The following is a 20,742-nucleotide window of genomic DNA, read 5'->3' as shown; positions in this document are numbered from 1 at the left end:
GGTCGAAACTCTGCGATCGCAACAGGCCGTTCGCGTCGCTGAGACAGCCGCCGGTTCAGGCATGGGTAGAATCGTGGTGTGGAAACCGGCATGAGCCGAACTGCTACCACGGGTAACCTTTTCGCTGAACCCGGTTCACACACCCGTGCTTTTGGAGAGCGGCTTTTGAAACTGTTGGCGTACCTTTCCCTGCTCCTCTCATGTTTGGCTTTACCGGCCCATGCTTGGCAGTCGGCGCCGGCCGCAGATTCGGGCAAGATCGTCCTTTCCGTCCGCGACACCCGGATTGCCACCGATGACTTTATTATCCGGGCCGATGGCAGCAGCCAGTGGACCGAGGTGATCAGCCTTGGGTCCAACCCGGTGACGCTTCACAGTCAGTTGGCGTGGCAGAAGGGCCGACTGGTGAGCGTGACCTCAACAGCCGCGGCGCGCGGTTCCTTTACACTCACGCTTCAGCCGCGTCAGAACCTCGTGGTCAACGGCAAGCCAGTCGCGGCGAAGCCGATCCCAGCACAGGTGCTGCCTTATGCCGACATGGCGCCTCATCTGTTCTCGTACGCGGTAGCGGCGCTGAAGACGCCGGGACCGGTAAACCGGCAGATACGCCTGCTGGCCAGCGAAAGCGTGGGTCCGGCCGGGCCTGTGACGCTGTTTGCCACGATGAAGGATGAAGGTGCAATAACCGGCACGGTGAACGGTAAACCGCTCGCGACGCATCGCTACTCTGTGGTCCTGGCCGGTCCTATCGGCAATATCGACACCACCGTAACCACCGACGTTGCCGGTCACGTGCTGATGTGGCAGGTGCCTGGCCAGAGTCTCACCGCAATCCGCATCGGGTATGAGGAGCTCGAAAAGCCCGCCGGCGCGGCGGCCGCAGACCTCTCTCAGCCTACGTTCACGGTAACCAGGGAGACCGACGTCAAGGTGCCGATGCGCGACGGCGTACTGCTTGCAGCCGATATCTACCGACCGGCAGCGCCGGGTCGCTATCCGGCAATTCTTTCGCGCACACCCTACGGGCGCACCGTGGCCGGGGAAGGCGAGTTCTACGCCCGCCGGGGTTATGTGTACGTTTCGCAAGACACACGTGGGCGAGGCAATTCCACCGGTGTCTTCCGTCCGTTCGTGGACGAGTGCGACGACGGCTACGATTCGATCGAGTGGCTGGCGAAGCAGCCCTGGTGCGATGGCCGTGTGGGTATGATCGGGGCATCGTATGGCGGCTTTGTTCAGTGGGCCGCAGCCAGCGAAAACAGCCCCCACCTGAAGTGCATTGTGCCGATTGTTTCGCCACCGGATCCGTTCTTCAACGTGCCGTATGCGTTTGGCGCGCTGTTTCTGGCGCCAGATCTCTGGTGGCTCCAGGTTGTCGACCAGAAGGTGGTCCACATCCCCGATCCGCTGGAGCCGATGCGGAAACTGGTGGCACATCCGCTCACTCCGCTGTCATCGGTCGACAAGTTGATACTCGGCCATACCTCGCCGCAATGGCAGGAGTGGCTGAAACACTCTACGAACGACACCTACTGGAAGCGCGGCAGCTTCGATCAGAAGCTGAAGTCGATCGGCCCGCTTCCCGCACTCAACGTATCGGGCTGGTTTGATGGCGACGGCATCGGAACACGCTTGAACTATGCTGCCATGATTGCTTCCGGGCATGCCAATCAGCGTCTGATCTATGGCCCATGGTCGCACGAACTCGATACGACCACCCACCTGGGTCCGTACAACTTCGGTCCGCAGTCGATCATCGACCTCAACACGCTCTATCTGCGCTGGTTCGACCGGTGGCTGAAGGGCGTTCACAACGGCATCACCCATGAACCGCCCGTCAAGGTGTTTCTGATGGGCGCGAATCAGTGGCGCGATTTCGCGGCCTGGCCACCAAGACGCGCCGTGGAGACGCGTTTCTACCTCCACTCATCCGGCCATGCGAACAGCGACCACAGCAACGGCACGCTGACCAGGTCGCGTCCCGCGGGCGCTGAGCCGCCGGACCGGTACCGGTACGATCCGTCACACCCGTATATCTCGCCGGCACTCAAGAGGGCGCTGGCGGCCAAGGGCAGCCCGCAGTCCGCCGCGCTTCAGCGGCCGTATGGCACTCCGACGGTTCTGGTGTATACCACCGCGCCACTGACGCACGACCTTACGGTTGCCGGGCCGGTAGACCTGACGCTGGAAGCTTCATCCACGGCCGTCGATACGGATTGGTACGCCTCGCTCTCCGACGTGCAGGCAGACGGCCGGGAGGCCGGACTGGTCAGCGGCGTGCTGCGCGCCAGCTTCCGCAACTCCTCGTCGGCGCCGAAGCCGCTTGTTCCCGGAAAGGTCACACGCTTTCACCTCAACCTGTGGGCGCTGGGAATGGTGTTTCCAAAGGGCCACCGGCTCCGAGTCGCAATCACTTCGAGTGGGTTTCCGACCTATGACAGAAACCTGGACACGGGATCGCTCGAGCCGCACGCCACCACCGGACCTGCCGCTACTGAAAGCATCTATCACACAAAGGTACATGCATCGTATCTTTCGGTCTACACCCTTCCGTAAGGAGGTGTGGGCGCCGCAGCACTTTAATCGTGGTGTGCCATGCGTACTCAAACCAGCAGTAAGTTCCGCGCCTTACGGAGCGGCCTCCCATCGCCTACGCTCGTTATCCTGCTCGCCGTCGCCGCCGTGAACGCGGCGTTTGCAGGCCCGGCCAAACCGCGGCCGATCACGCTCTATGCGGCTCCGGAAGGCAGTGACCTGTTGAATGGCAGACTGCCGCACCGCGATGGGGCCGGTGGCGGGCCGCTGCGCTCGCTGGATGGCGCCCGCCGAGCCGTACGCAAGCTGCGGGCACGTTATCCCGGCGCGACGATCCACGTCCTATTTGCCTCCGGCACGTACCGGATGCTGCATGCCGTAACCTTCACCGGCGCCGACGGCGCCTCAACCGGCGCGGCCACGGTGTTCGAAGCGGCGCCGGGCGCCCGACCGATCTTTAGCGGTGGCATGCGGATTGGCGGCTGGCGCCGTAAAGCCGATGGAACCTGGAGTGCCGCCGCACCGAAGGTGGATGGTGAGGCGCTTCCATTCGAGCAGTTATGGCTCAACGGGCGCCGGCTCCAGCCGGCCCGGTTACCCGCCCACGGTTACCTTTGGGTCACCGGCGCGGTATCGGCGCAAGGCAGCCAGGTAGTGCCGCCGGACGCGGCGCTGCGGGCGCCGTCCACGATATCAAGCGCCGCATTTCAGGCTGAGCCCCGGGTTGCAAGGGCACTGGCAGCGCTCTCTGCGGCGCAGCTGGCTCGCGTCGTGGTGGTTGTCTACCACTCATGGGAGACGTCGCGGCACCATATTGCCGGTGTCGACGCTGCCACAGGGATCATCCGTCTGACCGGGCACGCACCATGGCCGTTCCTCTCATTCAGCACCACCCAGCGCTACGCGCTGGAAAACATGCCGGGCGAGATGAACGCCGGAGAATGGCTCTACCGACCGAACGGCTCGATCGTAATCCGGCCGCCGTCCGGGGCTAGCATGAGCACGGCAGACGTTGAGGCGCCGATCTCCACGCAGTTCATCGTGATCGCGGGAACACCTTTCGACCCGGTGCGCCACATCACCTTCCGTGGCCTGTCGTTTCAATATGGCCAGTACCTGCTGCCGTACGCGGGCCACGCAGATCCGCAGGCGGAGGTCTCTATTCCCGCCGGCATTCAGGCCGATTTTGCCACTGGAATCACGCTGGAGCGGTGCGCGGTGTCACACATTGGGATCTACGGCGTGTGGTTTCGTGAAGGCTGTACCGCTTGCCGGGTGCAGCACTGCACATTCGAGGATCTCGGCGCAGGCGGCGTCAGGATCGGTGAGCCGACGATCCGGGGGCAGGCCGTCGACCGGACTGGCCGCAACACAGTGGCAGACTGCAGCATCCGCGGTTGGGGCAGAATCCATACAGGCGCCATTGGAATCTGGATTGGCCAAAGCGCAAGCAACACCCTGACGCACAACCTGCTGTTTAGCGGATTCTACACCGGAATCTCGGTCGGCTGGACGTGGGGATATGGGCCGAGCCTGGCGCTGGGGAACCGCATCACATACAATCGGATCCGCCGCATCGGTCAGGGCGTTTTGAGCGATATGGGCGGCATCTATCTTCTCGGCACGGAGACCGGTGCGCTCATCAGCCACAACTTCATCTCAGACGTTCAGGGCTTCAACCACTACGGGCGCGGAGCCTGGGGCATCTACAACGACGAAGGCGTGGTGGGTGTGACCGAGCAGGACAACCTGGTTACCAACACAGGCACCGGCGGCCTCCACCAGCATTACGGCGCCAACAACCTGATTGTCAACAATATCTTTGCCTTTAGCGCAACCGGCCAACTGCAGCGGTCGCTCGCGGAATCGCACAGATCCTTCACCCTGGAGCATAACATTGTGATCTGGAACGGCAGCGGGCCTCTGCTCTACGGCAACTGGCACGACGGCGCCTATACTGCGGATCATAACCTCTACTGGAACACCGGGCAGCGGGCGGTACTGTTTGAAGGGCACACGTTGGCCCAGTGGCAGGCGTTGGGACACGAAGCCGGTTCGATCGTGGCCGACCCCCTCTTCGTAAACGCATCGGCGGGAGATTTCGACCTGAGAGCCGGATCACCGGCGCCGGCTATAGGCTTTGTACCGTTCGATTGGCGCGCGGCCGGCGTTCGCCCGGCAAAACGTCGCAAGATCTTGAATTAGCTTCCGGGCTTTTGCGCCGGAGCGGTGGGCGGTAGCCGCTCGCGCGTTATGCGTCGTGCCCGTTGCTCGATACGGACGGCCGTTGGCCCCATCACGTAGTAGGCATACCACGCATCGGAGATGCTCTTTACCTGCGCCGGCGACAAAACCGGAGTGACTCGCTGCCACCAGGTGTTGCGGGCCATGCTGAATGTGGCTTCGGTCATCATGATCAACTCACGATCGCGCATCGTCGCCAGGACGCGGTGGCCGCCGTTCGGGTCCTTCTTTGCCACGCCGTTCAGATCTGCCGCGAGTCGGGTACGTTCGGCCTGTGCGTTCCTCATTGTCACGTTGTAGAGATCCGCGGCCGCTTTCACGCGTACAAATTGCGCTTTCGTTACTCCAAACCGAGCGGTATTGCGCATCAGCCAGTTGGGATCCGGCGCGGCCATGTCGGACGCATCCTGAAGAGCCTGCGCCCTTTGCTGCGGCGAAACCAGGTGCGGCGCCACGGTAGGCGGCATGGCGCGACGCGCCACGGTCACACCAACGGCGCCGGTGACCAGCACCGCTATCAGCACAACTGCGCCGATCCGATCGGTCTTCCGCCTCGTAGTGCGGCTCAGTTCGTCGGTTGGCGGGGTCAACGGACCATCCTTGTGCCGCTCTCCACGGGCGGATTGCAGATGAGGTCAATTATACCGGCAAGCTCCACGCTATAGCACTGATCTTCGCTCATCGCCCATAATGGCCCGTACGTACGCGTAGAGTTGACGGGTACTGCAGGTTTGCGCCGGTGAACCCGCCGCTGGTGCAGCCACAGCCCGAGTGGCGAACCGCCGGCGAAGTACAATTCAGATGGACCCATTCATGCATCGCTCAACGCCAACCATACTTGCTCTCGGTGGCGGGCGGCCTGACAACCGCATACTGGCGCGCTTCATTGTGTCGCTTGCCGATGTATCGGCGCCTCGGGTCTGTTACATCGGAACTGCCGGCGGCGATCCACCGGACGCGTACCGGACTTTCGCTGAGAACTATTCCGGGCTGGGCTGCCAACCCGTGGAACTCAGTCTGTTCCGCCAGCCGGAGGAGCCTCTGGAAGCGCTTGTGATGCGTCAGAATATCATCTACGTCGGTGGCGGAAACACGCGCAATATGTTGGCCTTGTGGCGTTTGTGGGGCCTGGATGTCATTCTACGGCGAGCCTGGGAGAGTGGTGTCGTGCTGTGCGGCTCCAGCGCGGGCTCAATCTGCTGGTTCCAGCAGGGGACGACCGATTCGTGGCCCGGGCGCATCTCACCACTTGATTGCCTGGGATTTCTGCCCGGCAGCAACTGCCCGCACTATCACTCGGAGCCGCTGCGACGCCCGACCTACCTCAAGATGGTTGCCGAAGGGCAGCTTCCGCCGGGCTTGGCCACAGACGACACCGTTGGATTGTTGTTTCGGGGCGACGAGTTGGAACGCGTGGTAAGCGCCAGTCCGGACGCGGGCGCGTGGCGAGTGGAGGCATGCGCCGGCGGCGTCACGGAGACGCCGTTGGCGTGCCGGATGCTCGCTGAGTCGTAACCGGAAGCAACCGCGTACGTGGCAATGCACGACATGTGCTCGATACCTTAGATCGGCAGCAAAACTGCGCGCAACTTGCCGAGAAGCAGGAATCATCGCCCTTCAGCATGAACCAGGGGATCGGGTTGTTTGCAACATCAGGAAGGGCATCGCATGATTTCGCAGGCAGAACTGGACGCGGCAAGGGCGCGTGCGGCGGGCTATCTGGACCGGGCGGGTATCGTCCTCTCGAGCGCCGAGCATGGGCAGATCGAAGTGGCTGACTTTGGCCTTGGTGAATTGGACCAAACCGGCCTCGAACTGGTGGTGTACATCAATACGGAGCGGTGCTGCGCCAAGGAGCTTGTGATGTTCCCCGGACAGACCTGCCCCGAGCACTGGCATCCGCCTCTGGCTGACGACCCGGGCAAAGAGGAGACGTTCCGGTGCCGCTGGGGCGAAGTCTACCTGTTCGTACCGGGCGTCGCAACGCCAGACCCACACGGAGCGCCACCCTCGGACAGCGCCGCCCACTATACGCTGCAGCATGAGGTTGTGCTGAAGCCCGGTGATCAGTACACGATCATGCCGAACACGCCACACTGGTTCCAGGCCGGGCCGGATGGCGCGGTTGTGAGTGAGTTCTCCACAAAGAGCAGGGATGAATCGGATGTTTTTCGAGACCCGCGGATTAAACGCGAGACCCGGGTCATCGATTAGCAACCCCGGAACTGCGGGGCAACCGAACGTTTACGCACTCGGCCGGATGAAAGGTGGTAAGAGGAAGCATGGACGATCGAGAAGCTGGACTTGCGGCGCTCAATGACGGCCGGCTGGAAGAAGCGGTCGGTTTTCTGCAGAAAGCTGTGGCCGCCACACCGGATGACGGCGCCGTTTTTCAGTATCTCGCCGTGGCGCAAAGCCGCAGCGGCAGCCATGCAGCTGCCGTAGAGAGCATCACTCGGGCCGTCACGCTAGACCCGGGCAATGCGCAGGCTCGCTTCAACATGGCGCTCGTTCTGAACCAGGCCGGGTGGCCCGAACAGGCGATGCAGGCGGCCGAGCAAGCCATTACGTTGAGGCCGGACTATGCGCAGGCAAGCCAGCTGCTGGATCAGCTCCGCGCGAAGGTTGCTGCGCCGTCTCCGTCGCCCCAGCCACAACCGGCCGCCGTGGAGCCCACGATCGGCGCGCCGGTGACCGGCGGTTCGCCGCCAACGAGCGCGGGCCAAACCGGCCCAACACCCCTTGGCGGCGGCCCGATTCCGCTAGCCGGGGGAGCGTCGCCCGGGGCCTATGGCCAGGCGCCGTTGCCAGGCGGCGCGCCTTATGGCGCTCCGGCGGCGATGCCCCGGTACTTGAATGTGCCCGCAGCCGTTGAAGATCGGTTCGACCTGTTGCAGACATGGCGCGATGCTTGGGCGGTGATCATGTCGCCTTCGCAGTTCTTTGCCGGGCAGCTCGGCCGGGAAGGCAAAAACGCGCCGTACGCGGCGATCGTTCTGATGGCATTAGTGACCTGTATGTCGGTGGGTATTGGCATGCTGGTCAAGGGCCAGGCCATGTTCGGCGTATTAGCGATGGTGCTCGGAACGGCCGGATTAACGTTGGTCTTCCTGATCGCGTCGTACATCTTCGGCGGACTTCTCCATATGTTCGCTCGGATGTTTGGCGGAAACGGCGCGTTTGACAGCTCCTATCGTGTTACCGTCTATTCCCATTACCCACGGGTGTTTCTCACGGCTGTCGGGCTCTTGGTAGCAGGACTGATGGCGCCGGCGCCGCAAGTAACCGCGATGAGAAGCGGCCCCGGAACCGGCACAGCAAGGATTCGCGTGATCCCTGCGCAATTCAACGCTCAGGCCGGTAATCAGCAAGCGCCGCCGCCTTTTCCGCAGGGCTATAACGGTTATCAAACGAGTCAGGCGCCACCGCCCATGTTAGCTGGAACGTCAAATCCGCTGTACGGATTGGCGTCGTTGATTGGCCTCGTCTGGTGGTTTGTGGTGGCAATCATCGGTGTGGCGCGCGTTCACCAGATCGGTACCGGAGCGGCCTTCGGCGCGGTGTTTTTGGCGACGATATTGCCAGGCATCTTGCTGATCGCGCTAGCCGTAGCCACCGTTCTGCCGATGATCAAGGCGATGCAGCCTCACTGACGGTGCGTTTCCGCCTGCAAGACACTGTGAACGGCCGCTCCGGCCCGGTCCGGCGGTGACCGGGGATACTACTCTGACAGCTCGTACAGCGCGTCGAGTTGTTCCCGGTGGTTCGCGAGGATTTGCGAGCGCCTCAGCTTTGCTGTAACCGTCAATTCGCCGGACGAGATGCTGAACGAGCCGGGCGCCAGCACGAAACGGCGCACCTGCTCATGCGGCGCCAGGTCGCGAAGGGCGATCGAGATGCGCTGGTGAAAGAGCTCGTGGATTTGCGGCGACTGGTCGATGGCATCGCGTACCGGCTCCGGGACCTCCGATTCGACGCACCAATCGGCAAGCTCCTTGAAGCGCGGAACCAGCAGCGCCACGAGAAACGGCCGGGCGTCGCCATAGACAAACGCCTGCTCAATGAATCGGTCCGAGCAGAGCCGGTTTTCGATCTGTTGCGGCGCCACGTTCTTGCCGTACGCAGTCACCAGAATATCTTTCTTGCGGTCGGTGATTGTCAGGTAGCCATCGTCGTCCAGCTCGCCGATATCGCCGGTTTGGAACCAGCCGTCCGCGTCGATCACCGCGGCAGTCTCAGCCGGTTTGCGCCAGTAACCCTTCATGATGTGCGGTCCACGCGTGAGTATCTCCCCATCCTCGGCGATGCGCACCTCCACGTCCGGGATGGCTTTTCCGCTGCTTCCAAGCCGACTGTGCGATGGAAAGTTGCACGTGACGGTTGGGCTTGTTTCAGTAAGTCCGTATCCCTGGTAGAGCGGTACGCCGGCTGCGGCAAACGCCTCGGCAATCCTCGGGTTCAGCGCCGCGCCACCGCTGATGCCCCATCGAAGGCGGCCGCCCATCAATCGCCTCAGTGCTCCCGTATCGCCGGACTCCAGCTCCGGCTCCGCCGCGGCTGCCAGCTTCTCCCAGAGGCGCGGTACGCCGCAGAGGTAGTCCGGATGGATGCGCAGCAGGTCACCGGGCAGCGCCTCGATGGAGGGAGTAAGCGCGATGATGAGCCCGCGGAGGAGCGGGCCATAGAGGTCGGCCGAACGCGCGAAGATGTGGCTGAGCGGCAGCCAGTTGAGCAAGACCGGATCGGGCGTCTCCTCCGGTGGAATCATCCGGGCTGTTGAGGCTACGTTTGAGATCAGGTTGCGGTTCGTAAGCGACGCTCCACGGCTGGCGCCGGTGGTTCCAGACGTGTAGATGATAGCCGCTGTGTCATCGGGATAGCTGAACCTGGCGCGCGTCGCCAACTGGGCAAGAAGTTCGGCCCTCGGCTGAATGGCGATCTCATCGAGGTACGGCGTCGCAAGGGTGGCGGCGTCATGATCGAACGTGTAGACTCCGCGCAGCGCGGAGCACTCTTTGTGAAACTGCAGGACTTTATCGCGCTGTGTGGCAGAGGATACGAAAATGAGCGCCGGGTCGGAATCCAGAAACTGTTCGCGGACCTGGGGGGCGCTTAGCGGCGCGTGGAGGGCCACTGTGATGGCGCCGGCGCACTGGATCGCGCAGTCGGTCTCAATCCATTCCAGCCGGTTTTCGGATACTATTCCCACACGGTCGCCGGCGCTCACGCCGGCAGCCAGCATGCCGCAGGCCAGCGACTCAGCCCGCGCGAGAAACTCGCTTCCGGTGATATCGCGAATCGCATCTGGCTCACACAGGCGGAACAACGGGCCATTGGGCCGCGCTGTTGCGGCCCGCTTATACAATGCAAACAACGTCTCCGGAACAGGCTGTTGATCCACGGGTGCACCTCAAGCGCGACGTTTCGCCACCTGGTATTCAGCGTATACTTCCGCCCGTTCCTGCCTTTGTTGTTGTCGCCTGCCTGACTCTGTCCGTGTTCGGCTGCGGCAAACCTCGCCGGCGCACCACGCCCGTCCGGTTCGGGCCCCTTTCGTCACTGCCCGGAACCGCGCCACTGCCACTGCAGTTGACCCGAAACGAGTTGGAAGCCAGTATTGTGGCGTCACTGATGAAGCGTGTCGCCGGCCGTCCCGATTCACTGGACGCGGCCGCTCGTGTAGAGACGAACGTAGTGCCGATATTGGACCGGGTGCTGGCGCTACCGGCCAATATGCGGGCGCTCCGCGCGATCGCCGCATCACGCCACGAACCGTTCAGCGCGGCTCGTGCCAGGTGGGAGGGTCTGCTGGCTGCCGACATCTACATTGAGTCGGGTGGACTGCCGGACGCAATATCGCCCGCCGGCGCGGTCGGCGTGTCGCAGTGGATGCCCTCTTCCGGGCGCGGCATGGGGCTCCACGTGGATGCGGCTGCGTCCACCGACCTCACCGCCCAAATCAGCGCACTGCAATCGCAAGGTACGGGTGGTACCGCGCCGGGATCCCCCGCAGCCTTGGCGGCAAGCCGGATCGCCATGCTGACCGCGGAGCGTGCAAAGGCAGATGAGCGTTACAATCCCGACCTGGCGATTGCCGCGCAAACGGGCTACCTGCTGTCGGAGTGGCAGCATCTTCCGGCCGCGGACTGGCTTATGCAGGCATATCATGGCGGTGCGGGCGGCGTGAAGCGGCTGATCGATCTTTTTCTCGGCGCGAGTACCAGCACGGCCGCGTCGATCGCACGGGGCGCCGGCGGCTCGCGCCTCTCATACCCCATGATCTACTTTGGCTGCTCGCCCACGAGTCATGTCCGGGCGTTCACCTACCTGTACAGCCGTTCTGACGATCATCGTTACTACTGGTGGAAGCTGCTGGCCGCAATGCAACTGCTGGCGGTGTATCGGAAGTCTCCCGCGGCTGCAGCGGCAGAGTGGTCACAGTTGGCGCCTGGTCGACTGATGGAGGCTGCGTGGTATCCCGCTGGAATGCAGCAGGCTATTCCGGATATGCCCACGCTGCTGCGCGCGCGCGCGCAGGGCGTCCTGGTTCCGGTTGCCAGTTCTGCTGCGTTGGCAGCCGAGCCGGCCCCGCTGGACCCGATTCATGCGGAGCCGTATGCATGCGTGCGCCCGGAAACGCTCGGCGCACTGAAACTGCTGGCGGCGATTTATCGCAGGGCCGGCGGGCAGGCACGGCTTCAACTCGGTGACCTGACGATCACGGTGGCGTACCAGCGCCTTCAAGTGGCCAAGTGGCCGGATTCCCTGCAGGCGCAGCCGGCGCCCGAAATGCCCGATGGCAGCGCAACGGTTGGTCCACCGCCGGCCTTCAACTACCACACCACCGGCATCGCGGCCGATGTGCTGCAGCCGAAATCGCGCCTGGAACAGCTGCGGCTGTTGTGGGCGCTCGGCGCACTTTCCGACCGGGGCATTATCGCCTGGGTTCGCTCCTCCAGCGGCGGCCCAGCGCGCTATCATCTGGTACCCAATCCCGCCTATCGGCTCGCGCTGCAGAAGGTGGCATCCACCGGCAAACTGCCGCGGCTCTAGGCCGAACTTGTGGCGGAACGGCGCTGCCGGTACTCCCAGAGCAGTCGCACGCCGCGCAGCGTCAGGAACGGATCCACCCGCATTTGCGTGGTGCAGTGCGTTACAATCTTTGCGGCATAACCGCCGGTAGCGACGCAGGTCAAATCGCTGCCGGCTGCAGCGCTGAAGCGGGTGACCATTCCGTCGGTCAACGCGGCCAAACCCAGGATAAAGCCGCTTGCCAACGACTCTGCAGTTGTACGGCCGATCGGGGAATCCGGCGCTTCGAGGTCCACCGCGCTCAAAAGCTGGGCCGCACCGATCAGGCCCTGCAGCGCCGTTTCGAGACCTGGCGCAATCGCCCCGCCCTCGTAGGCTCCATGGTGCCCCACGAGGTCAAACTTGGTCGCCGTACCGAAATCGATCGCCAGACCGGGCAGTTTGTCCGGAAGGAGTGCGTGAATAGCCGCGGCATTGCACAGCCGATCCATTCCCAGGGCTTGCGGCTGCTTGTATCGCATTTCGATCGGGCAGTCGTCGCACGTTACAAAGTGGAGCGGACCGGTCAAAAGGGGCTCGGATGCCTGGCGCAGGCAATTGTTGAGTTCCGGCCGAACGGATACCGCGGCTCCCGAGGGTCTCACGTGTGATCGAGCCAGCAGTCCGCGCAGCGCGCCGCCAAGCACCTCGGACGACTCGGCCTCCACGCGCGTCAAGCGTATCGAACCTGCCGGCTCCATTCCGCACAATACAGCGGCGTGGACCGAGGTGTTGCCAGCATCCAGGCACAAAAGCGGCAAATCGGTTGGAGGGATCGGCGTCAACATTACTCGTGGGAGGGCCGGTACCGCAAAAACCCAATTCGGAGTAGAATGCGTATTGTAGGTATCCGTCCGGAGTGCGGCAGTTAAACGTATGAAAATGCAGTTAGACAACCGGAAGTTGCTGCTGCTGGCAACAGCGGCATCCATTTTGCTGTGGATGGCGCCATTCGGACCCATTCTGTTGTACCCGCTTCGGTTGTTCGTAACGTTCGTGCACGAATCGGGGCACGCGCTGACGGCGCTGGCGACCGGGGGAGACGTTATCTCGATGACGATACGTCCAGATGGCTCCGGCCTTACCTACACGCGAACGGCGGGATGGGCACTGCCGTTCGTGTACTCCGGCGGCTATCTGGGAGCAACCGCGTTTGGCGCATTGATGCTGCATACCGGAAGGCTCGGCCGTCGCGGTATGGGGCGGACCGCGCTGGGAGTTGCCGGTGGCTTCCTCTTTCTGGTGGTGTTGCTGTGGTGCCGCACTGCTTTCTCCGTTGCGGCCGGCCTTATCATTGGCGTGCTGCTGCTTGGGATGGCTCGATTGCTGCCGCCACGGGCCGCCGAGTTCGCCGCCAGTTTCGTTGCCGTACAGTGCTGCCTTAACGCCATAACCGACCTTGTGAACCTGCTCTACCTCACATCCGCGCATATCGGCGATAACGATGCGGTGTTCATGTCGCGTGCGGTCGGCATGCCGCCCGAGTTTTGGGCACTCATTTGGGCTGGAATCGCCGGCGCCACGCTTTTCTGGTCGCTGCGCGTTTTTTGGCGTAGAACCCGCGTCCGAAAGCTGCAGTCGGTTGCCGCATGAAGCCGGTACCACGCGACGACGCCAGGGCGTGTCAGCACTGCGGCGCGCTGGTTTATCGAGAAACACGCGAGTGCCCGCAGTGCGGACGGTTTCCCGTCAAGCTGCGGCTGTGCCCGCGCTGCCGCATGGTTGCTCCTGGCAATTCGAAGCGGTGCGCAGGCTGCGGTCATGCTTTTGAGCCGATGGGGGACTATCTGTAGCCCGGCATGCGGCGGACACGCGTACGCGAAGTGCGCCTCGGTATCAAAAGTTGCACAATGCCGGCGCTGCTGTGAAGTTTTTCATTGTGCTGCTGTGAGCAGCCTAACTTGTTACCGCCGCAACTCGCTCCTATAATGGCGGGATAGGCGTGAAGACCGCTCTTTGCCGCCGGCCGTCCGGCGATAGAGCCCATTCAAGGAACCTGGATGAAGATCACTCTGCTCGGAACGGCGGCGGCAGAGGGCTGGCCGGGGTTGTTTTGCCGGTGCGCTGCCTGCAAGAGGGCGATTGAACTTGGCGGGCGCAACATCCGCACGCGCTCGTCCGCACTGGTTGATGATCGCCTTCTTATAGATTTTCCGCCCGATACGTACCTCCATGTGCTCCAGCACCACCTGGACCTGACTGCGGTACAGGCGGTTTTGATCACGCACGCCCATGATGACCACTTCTGCGTGACGGAGCTGCAGTACCGTGGACCCTATTTTGTGGTGGATGCATGGAAGGACAAATTGCCGATTGTGGGGCCGATCGATGTGGTGTGCGCGCTCAAGGGTCAAGTGGATCTGCAGTTGGCCCCGCTGGAGCCGCAGTGCATCGCGCCGGGAGAAACCACTGCCCTTGGTGGATACCGCATTACAGGTATTCCGGCGCCGCACGACCCGGCTCTTACCTGCTTGAACTACGTCATCGCCGACCCGTCCGGCGCCAGCGTGCTGTATGCCACCGACACGGGCGTGTGGGGCGAAGCGCAATGGCGCGCGATGGAGGGCATCGACATTGATGCGCTGATTGTTGAGTGCACTAAAGGCCCCATCGAGGGCGGTTATAATGGTCACCTTTCGGTCGGAGATGTGAAGCGAATGCGAGCCGAATTGATTCGGCGCGGCAATATGGCCGTGGATGCGCAGGTGGTGACGACGCACCATTCTCATAACGGCGGCATGGTGCACGATGACCTGCAGGCGCTCCTGGAACCCGCCGGCATTGTTGCGGGCTACGACGGGCTTCAGATCGAAGTATCGCGTTGACGGCCGGACGCGAACTCGAGTTCGCTTCGGCGGTTCTTTTACTGAAGTCTGGCGACTCCGTAGCGGTTGCCCGCCGGGCGCTTAACACTGGGGACGTGCTGGTCGGTGATGGCATCACCGTCACCGTGCGTGCCGAAGTACCGGCCGGCCACAAAGTTGCGGTACGGGCCGCGCGAACCGGCGACGAGATCCGCAAATACGGGCAGATGATCGGCTTTGCTTCGCAGGAGATAGCCACCGGCGATTGGGTGCACCTGCATAACCTCAGTTTCGCACGGGTCGAAGAGGCGGCGCGCGCAGAACCCGACTACGCATGGGGCGCCGATGCCGATCGCTGCCGCATATCGCCGGCGGTAGAGCAGCGAACCTTTCCCGGCTATTTGCGACCCGACGGCAGCGTGGGTACCAGGAACTACGTCGCGGTCATCTCCAGCGTAAACTGCAGCGCAAACTCGGCCATCGGCATTGCGGAGCGGTTTCGCGGCGCGGCGCTGCTTGATTTTCCGGGCGTGGATGGCGTGGTTCCGTTTACGCACAAGAGCGGCTGCGGCCAACACCTTGGCGGCGCCGATTACAAGCAGCTTCAGCGCACGCTGGCGGGCATTGCCACGCATCCCAATGTTAGCGGCTACCTCTTTACCGGCCTGGGCTGCGAAGACAACCAGATTTCGGCTTTGGCGAGCAATACCGGCCTCATCCGTGCGGGTGAACTCGGCACTCATCCGCAGCGCCCTCGCGGAATCGTAATTCAGGAAGAGGGCGGCGTGGCGCGAACCATCGCGCGCGGCGCGGAGGCACTGGAGCCCCTGCTGCGCCAGGCAGCTGCTGCGGTCCGAACCACTCAGCCGGCAGCGGCACTGGTCATCGGCACCAACTGTGGCGGCAGCGATGGCGCAAGCGGCATTACCGCCAATCCCGCGCTGGGCCACGCCGGCGACCTGTTTGTGGCTCAGGGCTCGGGGTGGGTTTTGGCCGAGACCTCCGAGACGTATGGCGCAGAGCACCTGTTGACACGCCGCGCCATTTCACCCGCCGTTGGCCGCAAGCTGGTGGAGCTGATGCGCTGGTGGGAGTGGTACACCGGAACATTTGGCGCAACGCTGGACGCGAACCCCGCACCCGGCAACAAGGAGGGCGGGCTCACCACGATCTACGAAAAGTCACTTGGGGCTGTCGCGAAGGCAGGAAGCTCGCCGCTGATGGAGGTTTACGGATACGGTGAGCGCATCTTGCAGCACGGCCTCACCTTTATGGATACGCCCGGGCACGATCCGGTTTCCGTAACCGGGCTCGCCGCCGGCGGATGCAGCCTGATCGCCTTTACCACTGGGCGCGGCTCGTGCCTCGGTTTCAAGCCTTGCCCGGTGCTGAAGATATCCACCACCACCAGTCTGTACGAACGGATGCCAAACGACATGGACCTGGATGCCGGTGTGATCTTCAACGGTGTGGCCGTGGAGGATGTGGGCCAGCAGATATTTGAGCGGCTGCTGGAGGTTGCCGGCGGTGCGCGGACGCTCAGCGAGGCGCAGGGCTTCGGCGAGGCGGAGTTTGCGCCATGGTTGCTTGGGCCCGTGATGTAACAGCATTGGTTTCCGGCGATGGAACGCTGCACCGAACCGCATGAAGCTTTGACAGATCGAGCCGATTCCAAGTAAAATGCGGCGGTTCGCATTCCGCACGGTTCTTCAACGACGAAGCCGCGCAACCGCCTGCAGTCCTGTTGTTTGCATCAACCCGCTCTCCCTCCGGCCATCATAACCGCGCCTCCGAGCCGGTTTTACCGCCATCTCCGCGGCTGAATGCAGCTTGCTGCCCGGCGCGACTTCAAGATGGGGGTAACCATGACTTCAGAGACCAAAAGCCTGCGTGTGCTGATTGCCGATGACGATTCGCTGACGCGTCTCGAGTTGTCGCAATACCTGGACGACTTCGGATATACCGTGGTGGGGCAGGCTGCCGATGGCGCCGTGGCAATAGACATGGCCCGCAGCCTGACGCCGGACCTCGTGCTGATGGATGTGAAGATGCCGGAAACCAACGGCATCGACGCGGCCCGCATTATCACCGATGAGAAGATTGCTCCCGTTCTACTCCTTACGGCCTATTGTGAGGCAGACCTTGTTCGGCGGGCAAACGAGGCGGGCGTCTACTCCTACATCGTCAAGCCCTTCAGCGGACCGGCGCTGATGCCGCAGATCGAGGTAGCGGTTGCGCGCTGGAACGCGTGGATCCAGATCGATCAGCAGGCGGCGGACCTTGAGGAGAAACTGGAGACCCGCAAGGCGGTGGATCGTGCAAAGGGAATCCTGATGGACAAGCATGGATTTCGCGAGCAGGAGGCTTTCCGGCGCATCCAGGTCCAGAGCATGAACACGCGCCGGAGTATGCGTGAGATTGCCGAGGCGATCATCATTGCCGACAACGTGTAAGTTGGCATGTCGGTAAAGCAGCGCTCTGCACGGCTCTCGGCCCGCCCCGGGCACCTGGCTTCGGTTCGCGCACGACGGCTGGCTGTTGCGCTTTCCCACTATCAGGGTGATGATGCCCCCGCAGTTCGCCGCGAGGTCTCGGCTTATGCGCGGGAACTTCGGGCGATGGGCCAGGAGATCCGGAAGCTGCGGGCCGAGCTGGAGGAGAACCGGGGCGAGGCCGAAGCGCTGCGGAAGGTAGCCGAAGCCACCGGTCTTTCATTCGACCTGGAAGAGATGCTCAAGGTTGCCGCGTCGATCGCGGTTCGGATGACCGGCACCGACTCGTGCCAGGTCTACCTGTGGGACGCGGCCAGGCAGGAGCTTATCCTGCGCGCCACCGACGAGAGTTTTGGCGCCGTGGTGGGCAAAATCCGATTGAAGCTCGGCGAGGGCATCACCGGCTGGGCCGCGAGAGAACGACGGTCGGTTGCCGTGAGCCAACGCGCGTGGGAGGACCCGAGATTTCGCTTCTTTGCCGAAATGCAGGAGGGCGAGTACGAAAGCATCCTCTCGGTTCCACTGCTGGCTCGTGGCGATGTGCTGGGCGTAATTAACGTGCGAACCCGCCAGACGCACGAATACACCCTGGGACAGATCCGGCTGCTCTCCGGCATTGCGAATCAGGTGGCCGGCGCCGTCGAGCGGTCGCGAACCTATCGTCAGTTGGAGCGCACAACCGAGCATCTCCATACGCTCTCCGAGGTCAGTCAAGCCGTCACCTCCAATCTCTACATGGAGGAGTTGGTACAGCTGCTGGTCTCCATGACGGCGCAAACGATGAACTACAGCCTTTGCACCGTGCTGCTGAAGGAGGGAAATCTGGAGGGCTTAACGCTCAAGGCGAGCTGGACGGCAGATGGAGCCGGAGTCGGGAGCGCCGATCTGGCGTTTGTTGAGCGCCATGCCGCCCGGGTCACCAGCGAACGCAACGCAATTGCCGTGCCGGACGTCAAGATGCTGCCCGTGGAAGTATCCGGCGAAACGCGACTGCCAAAGCGATTTCGCGGCATGGCCGGCGTGCCACTCCTGATTGGAGGCGAGCCAATCGGAGTGCTGACCTGCTGCACCGAACTGCCCCACGTGTTTTCAGCCGCAGAATTGACCGTTCTGCAGGCGCTGGCAACCCAGGCTGCACTCGCGATTGAGCATGCCAAGCTGATGGTCCGCAGCGCCGTGGTTCAAGAGATGCACCATCGCGTTGGCAACAACCTCCAGCAGATTGTGAGCCTTATACGGCTCGAGCTGCGTTTCAGCAAATACAGCACGGTGGACGGCGCGTTGAACGATACGCTGAGCCGCATCATGGCCATCAGCAGCGTACACGAACTACTTCGGCGCGATGACCTCGATTCTGTGAGCACCAAGAAGGTGGCGGAGAGCATTGTGCATGCCACCCAGCAGAGTGTGGTACCGCCGGACCGCACGATTGAGATGCGGGTGGACGGCGACGACTTTGTGCTGCCATTTGAAAAGGCGACGTCCATGGCGCTCGTCCTGAACGAGCTGGTACAAAACGCCGTGGAGCATGGCTTCAAGGTGCTGGATCGCGGTCGGATTAACATTCGACTCACGGAAATGCCAACCGAATACACCGTGGTCGTGGACAACGATGGCGAGCCGCTGCCGGAAGGTTTTACAACGCAGGCGTCGGAAAACCTCGGACTCCGGATCGTGGAGACGTTAGTCCGTGGCGACCTGAACGGCACGTTTTCTTTGGAGAGCGATGCCGACGCCGGGCGGATCGTGGCTACCGTGACGGCGCCGCGGTAGGGGTTGGCGGCTGCGTCGAAAGATCCCTCGCTGCGGCAAAAAGCTCGATTACCGGCGATTAAGGCAATTGCCGAGGCACGGCGACCCGCTACGCCTCGGCGGCGGGTTTGTCCGGCTCGGACTCGGCTTCGGAGGTCGGCGGCTGCTGCTGCCATGCGCGCAAACGCTCGACCTCGAAAGCAAGCACCGAGGCTGGAATATCGGCGTTGGAGCTAACGCGTTCGAGAAGGCGCGCATAGCCGCGTTCAGCGTTCTCATCCGGGTCATCGGAGTAGAGTGTTGCAAGTGCGTCAACGATAGCATACACGGCTTCGTTGGCATATCTGGCCTTGCCCTGTGGCAAGTGGCGCAGCGGCGAGTTTGTGTATGCCTCAGCGAGTGCATCGCCTACTGCTTCCCAGGAGTTCTCGGCCACCCGGCTGCGTATCGAACTGACGCCTTCAGCGCGCTGCATTGTAGCGATGCGCTCTTCCCGTTGTTGTGTCAAATCCCAGTCGCTGAGTGTAGTGCCCTCGATCACCTTCAGCGTAAGCGGGTGGCCAAATACCTCGGTAACCGCACCCTGAATTACGTTCCGCAGCGAAGCCTGCTGAATGTGCGAGATCCGAGAGGAGTTCATCGGATCGAGACCCACGACGAGCAGTTCACCGGAGATCGTTATGGGGTGTGCCGATTCGAGCGCCTCCCATAGCGAGCGGTTGGAGACGCGATCCTTTATCCGTTCTACACAGTCCGACCAGAGGGCCGGCAAGGAGGCGGCGTTCATGGCGATACGCTCCGGAGCAGATCGATTGGCTCGGGCCGGCGGCGCAAAGAAATCATTTGCCGGCTCGTACGATTATGACGCGCAAGGGCGTGGGTGTCAAGCCGCGGTATTCGGGTACGTGCGCCACCGTGCTGCGCGTTTCGGTGGTCTCGCACAAAGCGCGAGCGGGCGTCTGCCTGGCAGACGCCCGCTCGCTTGCAATCCGGAAAGGCGGCTCCAGCTCCCAAGAAGCTGGGATGCCATGGAGCATATCGCCCTCTAGACCTGACTACTTGGTCCCGGCGTCACTCTGGCGGCGGTACGGCGTTCGGAGCACGATCTTCGTATGATCGAGCCCAGCAGCCTCCAAAGCGCGATCCCAGCTTTCATAGCGCCGTCGGGCTGCCGTGATAAGCGTGATGTCGTGCTCTTCCACGCTCTTCGCGTTCAGCTCCGTGCCCTTCTTGTGAAGCTCCTTGATGCGCTCGATGATCGCTGCCTCGGACCACTCCTTGTACTTCCGAATCTTGCTGTAGTCCAGCCCGGCGGCCTCGATGGCGCCACGCCATGAGCCGAAGTGCTTGAACTTGGTGGCTGCAGCAGCAAGCTGTGGGTCGACCTGCGTGCTGATGTTCCGCCAACTGAGGTCAACGCCCTGCTTGTGCAGCGCCTTGATCCGGTCGAGTATCTTCTCGCGTGACCACGCCTGGTATCGCCGGATCTTCACATAGTGGAGACCAGCCGCCTCAATCGCTACACGCCACGAACCGAAGTATCGTGTGGCGGCGCGCAGCAACGCCACTTGCTCTTCGGCGATGGTGGAGTAATTGAGATCGTGACCAGCCGCCGCTAGCGACTTGATGTCGACGATAATAGATTCCTTAGTCCATTTTCGCACCTGGTTGCCTTCCCTTCTCTGCATTCTGAAAGTGGCCCGGCCAACGCCTGCTGCCTGGCAAGGAACTTCGCTCGCCGGCCAGCGTTCATGTCAGCATCAAGTGGGCCGGCTTATCCGCAGCGCACCACTGCGCAGTTGCGGTGTAACCGCGTGCACTCTCATGGATAATGATGGCGAATC

At 62.6% G+C, this 20,742-nt stretch carries 16 protein-coding genes; 11 read left to right on the top strand and 5 right to left on the bottom strand.

Features of this window, described 5'->3' with window-relative positions; genetic code table 11:
- The first annotated feature begins 90 nt into the window (after positions 1-90).
- Entirely contained in the window at positions 91-2,556 is a 2,466-nt protein-coding gene (locus KGJ62_13555; GenBank protein MDE2127608.1) for a CocE/NonD family hydrolase, read from the top strand.
- Positions 2,557-2,595: 39 nt separating this feature from the next.
- Positions 2,596-4,740 (top strand): right-handed parallel beta-helix repeat-containing protein, encoded by a 2,145-nt coding sequence (locus KGJ62_13550; protein ID MDE2127607.1) that lies wholly within the window; start codon positions 2,596-2,598, stop codon positions 4,738-4,740.
- Here KGJ62_13550 and KGJ62_13545 read toward each other — a convergent pair.
- Complete coding sequence (locus KGJ62_13545; protein ID MDE2127606.1) at positions 4,737-5,369, bottom strand: hypothetical protein; 633 nt, start codon at positions 5,367-5,369, stop codon at positions 4,737-4,739. The two genes, KGJ62_13550 and KGJ62_13545, sit on opposite strands and share 4 nt — an antisense overlap.
- Before the next feature lie 223 nt (positions 5,370-5,592).
- On the opposite strand from KGJ62_13545, the gene KGJ62_13540 reads away from it, so the two are divergent.
- From KGJ62_13540 to KGJ62_13530, 3 genes are all read left to right on the top strand, one after another.
- Positions 5,593-6,294 (top strand): peptidase E, encoded by a 702-nt coding sequence (locus KGJ62_13540; GenBank protein ID MDE2127605.1) that lies wholly within the window; start codon positions 5,593-5,595, stop codon positions 6,292-6,294.
- Between the two features lie 153 nt (positions 6,295-6,447).
- Positions 6,448-6,993 (top strand): D-lyxose/D-mannose family sugar isomerase, encoded by a 546-nt coding sequence (locus KGJ62_13535; protein MDE2127604.1) that lies wholly within the window; start codon positions 6,448-6,450, stop codon positions 6,991-6,993.
- A 68-nt stretch (positions 6,994-7,061) separates the two neighbouring features.
- Entirely contained in the window at positions 7,062-8,432 is a 1,371-nt protein-coding gene (locus tag KGJ62_13530; protein MDE2127603.1) for a YIP1 family protein, read from the top strand.
- Positions 8,433-8,500: 68 nt separating this feature from the next.
- Here the strand turns inward: KGJ62_13530 and KGJ62_13525 are convergent, their stop codons facing one another.
- On the bottom strand, positions 8,501-10,180 hold the full coding sequence (locus tag KGJ62_13525) for a long-chain fatty acid--CoA ligase (protein MDE2127602.1): 1,680 nt from the start codon (positions 10,178-10,180) through the stop codon (positions 8,501-8,503).
- On the opposite strand from KGJ62_13525, the gene KGJ62_13520 reads away from it, so the two are divergent.
- Complete coding sequence (locus KGJ62_13520) at positions 10,144-11,832, top strand: transglycosylase SLT domain-containing protein (protein MDE2127601.1); 1,689 nt, start codon at positions 10,144-10,146, stop codon at positions 11,830-11,832. The two genes, KGJ62_13525 and KGJ62_13520, sit on opposite strands and share 37 nt — an antisense overlap.
- On the opposite strand, the gene KGJ62_13515 is transcribed toward KGJ62_13520, so the two are convergent.
- The gene (locus KGJ62_13515; protein ID MDE2127600.1) at positions 11,829-12,638 is read right to left on the bottom strand and encodes a type III pantothenate kinase; all 810 of its coding nucleotides are present in this window, start codon (positions 12,636-12,638) and stop codon (positions 11,829-11,831) included. The genes KGJ62_13520 and KGJ62_13515 overlap by 4 nt on opposite strands.
- An 88-nt stretch (positions 12,639-12,726) precedes the next feature.
- On the opposite strand from KGJ62_13515, the gene KGJ62_13510 reads away from it, so the two are divergent.
- The 5 genes from KGJ62_13510 (at position 12,727) to KGJ62_13490 (ending at position 18,919) form a co-directional block, all read left to right on the top strand.
- Entirely contained in the window at positions 12,727-13,443 is a 717-nt protein-coding gene (locus KGJ62_13510) for a M50 family metallopeptidase (protein MDE2127599.1), read from the top strand.
- A 407-nt stretch (positions 13,444-13,850) separates the two neighbouring features.
- Positions 13,851-14,675 carry an MBL fold metallo-hydrolase gene (locus KGJ62_13505; GenBank protein MDE2127598.1) on the top strand — a complete coding sequence of 275 codons (825 nt, stop codon included), beginning with the start codon at positions 13,851-13,853 and terminating at the stop codon, positions 14,673-14,675.
- Entirely contained in the window at positions 14,672-16,258 is a 1,587-nt protein-coding gene (locus tag KGJ62_13500; GenBank protein MDE2127597.1) for an altronate dehydratase, read from the top strand. The genes KGJ62_13505 and KGJ62_13500 overlap by 4 nt, the downstream gene beginning before the upstream one ends.
- Positions 16,259-16,519: 261 nt before the next feature.
- Positions 16,520-17,107 (top strand): response regulator, encoded by a 588-nt coding sequence (locus KGJ62_13495; protein MDE2127596.1) that lies wholly within the window; start codon positions 16,520-16,522, stop codon positions 17,105-17,107.
- 6 nt (positions 17,108-17,113) lie between these two features.
- Positions 17,114-18,919 (top strand): GAF domain-containing protein, encoded by a 1,806-nt coding sequence (locus KGJ62_13490; protein MDE2127595.1) that lies wholly within the window; start codon positions 17,114-17,116, stop codon positions 18,917-18,919.
- An 88-nt stretch (positions 18,920-19,007) separates the two neighbouring features.
- On the opposite strand, the gene KGJ62_13485 is transcribed toward KGJ62_13490, so the two are convergent.
- Entirely contained in the window at positions 19,008-19,685 is a 678-nt protein-coding gene (locus KGJ62_13485) for a hypothetical protein (GenBank protein ID MDE2127594.1), read from the bottom strand.
- Between the two features lie 268 nt (positions 19,686-19,953).
- The gene (locus KGJ62_13480; GenBank protein MDE2127593.1) at positions 19,954-20,562 is read right to left on the bottom strand and encodes a hypothetical protein; all 609 of its coding nucleotides are present in this window, start codon (positions 20,560-20,562) and stop codon (positions 19,954-19,956) included.
- Positions 20,563-20,742: the final 180 nt, after the last annotated feature.

It is taken from the genome of Armatimonadota bacterium, from assembly GCA_028871815.1.
Lineage (GTDB): Bacteria > Armatimonadota > Chthonomonadetes > Chthonomonadales > Chthonomonadaceae > REEB205.
The sequence above is the reverse complement of the archived record's forward strand: the minus strand, read 5'-3'. Positions and strand labels throughout refer to the sequence as shown.